Source organism: Thermus sp. (assembly GCF_056332225.1).
The window spans coordinates 1-3135 of record NZ_JBWGQW010000094.1 but is presented as its reverse complement, the minus strand read 5'-3'; the positions used below and the strand labels follow the sequence as shown (position 1 = coordinate 3135).

General features: G+C 68.0%; 4 protein-coding genes and 2 pseudogenes. All 6 read left to right on the top strand.

Going from position 1 to position 3135, the window contains the following annotated elements:
* Nucleotides 1–75: 75 nt before the first annotated feature.
* Nucleotides 76–561, top strand: a pseudogene (locus AC01Y6_RS09990) (molybdopterin-dependent oxidoreductase); the annotation flags it as partial.
* Between the two features lies 1 nt (nt 562).
* Nucleotides 563–889 (top strand): annotated as a pseudogene (locus AC01Y6_RS09985) (c-type cytochrome); the annotation flags it as partial.
* Nucleotides 890–898: 9 nt separating this feature from the next.
* A complete protein-coding gene (gene ccdA / locus AC01Y6_RS09980) occupies nt 899–1567 on the top strand; it encodes a cytochrome c biogenesis protein CcdA (RefSeq protein WP_476671370.1) in 669 nt (222 codons plus the stop codon).
* 40 nt (nt 1568–1607) lie between these two features.
* A complete protein-coding gene (locus tag AC01Y6_RS09975; RefSeq protein ID WP_428716820.1) occupies nt 1608–2177 on the top strand; it encodes an ABC transporter ATP-binding protein in 570 nt (189 codons plus the stop codon).
* Entirely contained in the window at nt 2174–2839 is a 666-nt protein-coding gene (locus AC01Y6_RS09970; RefSeq protein ID WP_476671368.1) for a heme exporter protein CcmB, read from the top strand. The genes AC01Y6_RS09975 and AC01Y6_RS09970 overlap by 4 nt, the downstream gene beginning before the upstream one ends.
* 52 nt (nt 2840–2891) lie before the next feature.
* Nucleotides 2892–3135 (top strand): cytochrome c biogenesis protein CcsA (gene ccsA / locus AC01Y6_RS09965; protein WP_476671367.1); only part of this gene is annotated, 244 nt, incomplete at its 3' end.

The following is a 3135-nucleotide window of genomic DNA, read 5'->3' as shown; positions in this document are numbered from 1 at the left end:
GCATCGCTGAGGTCGCTGGGGTAAGATCGTCTAAGAGTCACCCCTTAAGGATACCACCCTTTTACGACAGCCTCTTACATCTCCCCCAACCTGCGCACCCGCCACTCGGGGGCGAACTTCGCCCCCCTGGAGAAGCTGGAGGGGGTCATCACCCCGAACGGCCTCCACTTTGAACGCCACCACGCCGGGGTGCCCCAGGTGGACCCCAAGGCTTACCGCCTGGCGATCCACGGGATGGTGGAGCGCCCCCTGGTCCTCACCCTGGAGGACCTCAAGCGCTTCCCCTCCGTCACCCGCACCTACTTCATTGAGCGCGCCGGGAACGGGCAGAACGGCTACCGCAACCCCCCGGACCCCAACCTCACCGCCACCCGTAGCCGGGGCCTCGCCTCCAACGCCAGCTGGACCGGGGTGCCCCTGGCCCTTCTCCTCAAGGAGGCGGGGGTGAAGCCCGGGGCCAAGCGGTTCATCCCCGAGGGGATGGACGCCGCCATGTACACCCGCTCCTTGCCCCTGGAGAAGGCCATGGAGGACGTGCTGGTGGCCTACGCGCAAAACGGGGGGGTACCCCTTCAACCGCCTGGTTTCCGAGCCCTTCCCCATCACCCCGGACACCGAGCCCGTGGAGTACGCCATCGGCAACTACTGGCAGTACCCCACCACCCTCTTTGACTACATCCGAAGGGCCATGCCCTTCGGGCAGGCGGGGACGCTGACGGACGAGGAGGTCTACCACCTGGTGGCCTTCCTCCTCTACATGAACGGCATCATTGACGCCAGTACCCCCGTGAACCAGGCCACCCTGCCCAAGATCCGCATGCCCGCCCGGGAGCTCCTCCACCTGGACCCTGAGACCCAGCGCCGCTTCCCCTGGCTCACCCTGCCCTAGGATAGAGGTATGACCCTTTCCTTTACGGCGGCCTTTTTGGCGGGGGTGCTCTCCTTCCTCTCCCCGTGCGTCTTGCCCCTCGTCCCCACCTACCTCTTCTACCTGGGGGGGGAGAGGGGGCGCCCCCTCTTCAACGCCCTCTTCTTCGTCCTGGGCTTCGGGGTGGTCTTCTTCCTCCTGGGCCTGCCCTTCACCCTCCTCGGGGGGCTCCTCTTTGAGCACCGCGAGACCCTGACCCGCATCGGGGGGGTGGTCCTCGTCCTCTTCGGGCTCTACATGCTGGGCCTCAGGCCCAGGTGGGGGGTTTCCCTCCGCTACGAGGGGGAGACGGGCCGCCCCCTTGGGGCCTTCCTCCTCGGGGCCACCCTGGGCCTAGGCTGGACCCCCTGCATCGGCCCCATCCTGGGGGCCATCCTTACCCTCACCGCCGTGGGGGGTGGGGTGGGCTTCCTCCTGGCCTACATCCTGGGGCTCGCCGTCCCCTTCCTGCTGGTGGCCCTCTTCGCCGACCGGATCAAGGGGTGGCTTAGGCGCGCCGGCCGGATTTCCCACTACGTGGAGGTCCTGGCGGGCGTGGTCCTGATCCTCGTGGGGGTGCTTCTCTTCACCGGCACCTTCACGGCTTTGAACACCTTCTTCCTGCGGATCACCCCCGAGTGGCTGCAGCGGTACCTCTAGGTACCTTTTTCCCCGGGGTGTCTTCTAGACTGGGAGAGGCATGCTCCTTCGCCTGCAGGGCGTCTCCAAGCGTTTCGGCCGCGACTGGGTCATCCGGGGCCTGGACCTCGAGGTGCGCCGGGGAGAGGCCGTGGCCCTCCTGGGGCCCAACGGCTCCGGCAAGACCACCCTCCTCCGCCTGATGGCGGGGCTTCTGAAGCCTACCCGGGGCCAGGTGGAGCGAAGGGGAAGGCCCCTCTTCCTCCCCAACCCCCCGGCCTTCCACCGCCACCTCACCGCCCGGGAGCACCTTCTCTTTGACCTCGCCTTCCACGGGGTGGGGGGGGACTGGAAGGGGGCCTTGGAGCGCTTTGGCCTCCCCCAGGACCTTCCCCTCGCCGCCTTTTCCAGCGGGATGAAAAAGCGCCTGGCCCTGGCCCGCCTCCTCCTCCTCAGGCCGGACCTCTGGCTTCTGGACGAACCGGAAACCGCCCTGGACCAGGAGGGGAGGGCCCTTCTTCTGGAGACCCTCCGGGAGGCCCAGAAGGGGGCGGCGGTGGTCCTCGCCACCCACGACCGGGCCTTGGCCGAGGCGGTGGCCGACCGGGCGGTGTGGCTGGGGGCGGCGTGAGGCGGGTCTGGCTTCTTGCCCTTCGGGACCTCCGCCTCGAGGTCCGGGACCGCGCCGGGCTTCTCTCCCTGCTCGCCTTTTTGGGGGTGACGCTTTTCGTCATGGCCCTGGCCTTGGGCCCCGAGGAGGCCCTTCTGCGCCGGGCGGCCCCCGGGGTCCTTTGGGTGGCCCTGGCCTTCCTCTCCACCCTCCTCTCCAGCCGGGCCTTCGCCCTGGAGGTGGAGGAGGGCACCCTGGAGGACCTCCTCCTCGCCCCTGGGGGGAAGGAGTGGGTCTACTTCGGGAAGCTCCTCTTCCAGATGCTCCTGCTCCTCCCCTTGGCCCTCCTCGCCCTCCTTCTTGCGGCGGGGCTTTTCTACCTGCCCCTGGAGAAGGGGCTTTCCCTCTTCCTCACCCTAGCCCTGGGCACCCTGGGCTACGCCAGCGTGGCTACCTTCTACGCGGGCCTCCTCGCCCGGCTTCGGGGGCGGGAGGCCCTTCTGCCCCTTCTCCTCTTCTCCCTGGTGGTCCCCGTGGTCCTGGCCTCGGTGCGGGCCACGGCGGGGCTTTTGGAGGGGTTTCCCCTGGAGGAGGTGGCCTCCTGGTGGCAGCTCCTCCTGGTGTTTGACGCCGTCTACGTGACGGCCAGCGCCCTCCTTTTCCCCCTCATCATGGAGGGGTAGGGCCACAGACTTCTAAGCCGAGGAGGACCTATGCTGAATAGGGAGGAACGCGATGCTGAAGGCGGCTTACCCGGAACGCCCTGATGCCCTGACCTGGGTTTTCCTGGGCCTTGGGCTTCTCCTCTTGCCCTTGGGCCTCTACCTCGCCCTCGAGGCCCCGCCCGACGCCAACCAGGGCTACCTGGTGCGCATCATGTACCTGCACGTGCCCGGGGCCTGGCTCGGCTACCTGGCCTTTTTCGTCACCTTCCTTTACTCCCTCCTCTACCTCTTCCGCCAGGACCCCCGCTACGACC

Bases quoted from the DNA above. Each gene is read 5' to 3' on its own strand.
- ccdA (WP_476671370.1), top strand. From the start codon at position 899: ATGACCCTTTCCTTTACGGCGGCCTTTTTGGCGGGGGTGCTCTCCTTC.
- AC01Y6_RS09975 (WP_428716820.1), top strand. From the start codon at position 1,608: ATGCTCCTTCGCCTGCAGGGCGTCTCCAAGCGTTTCGGCCGCGACTGG.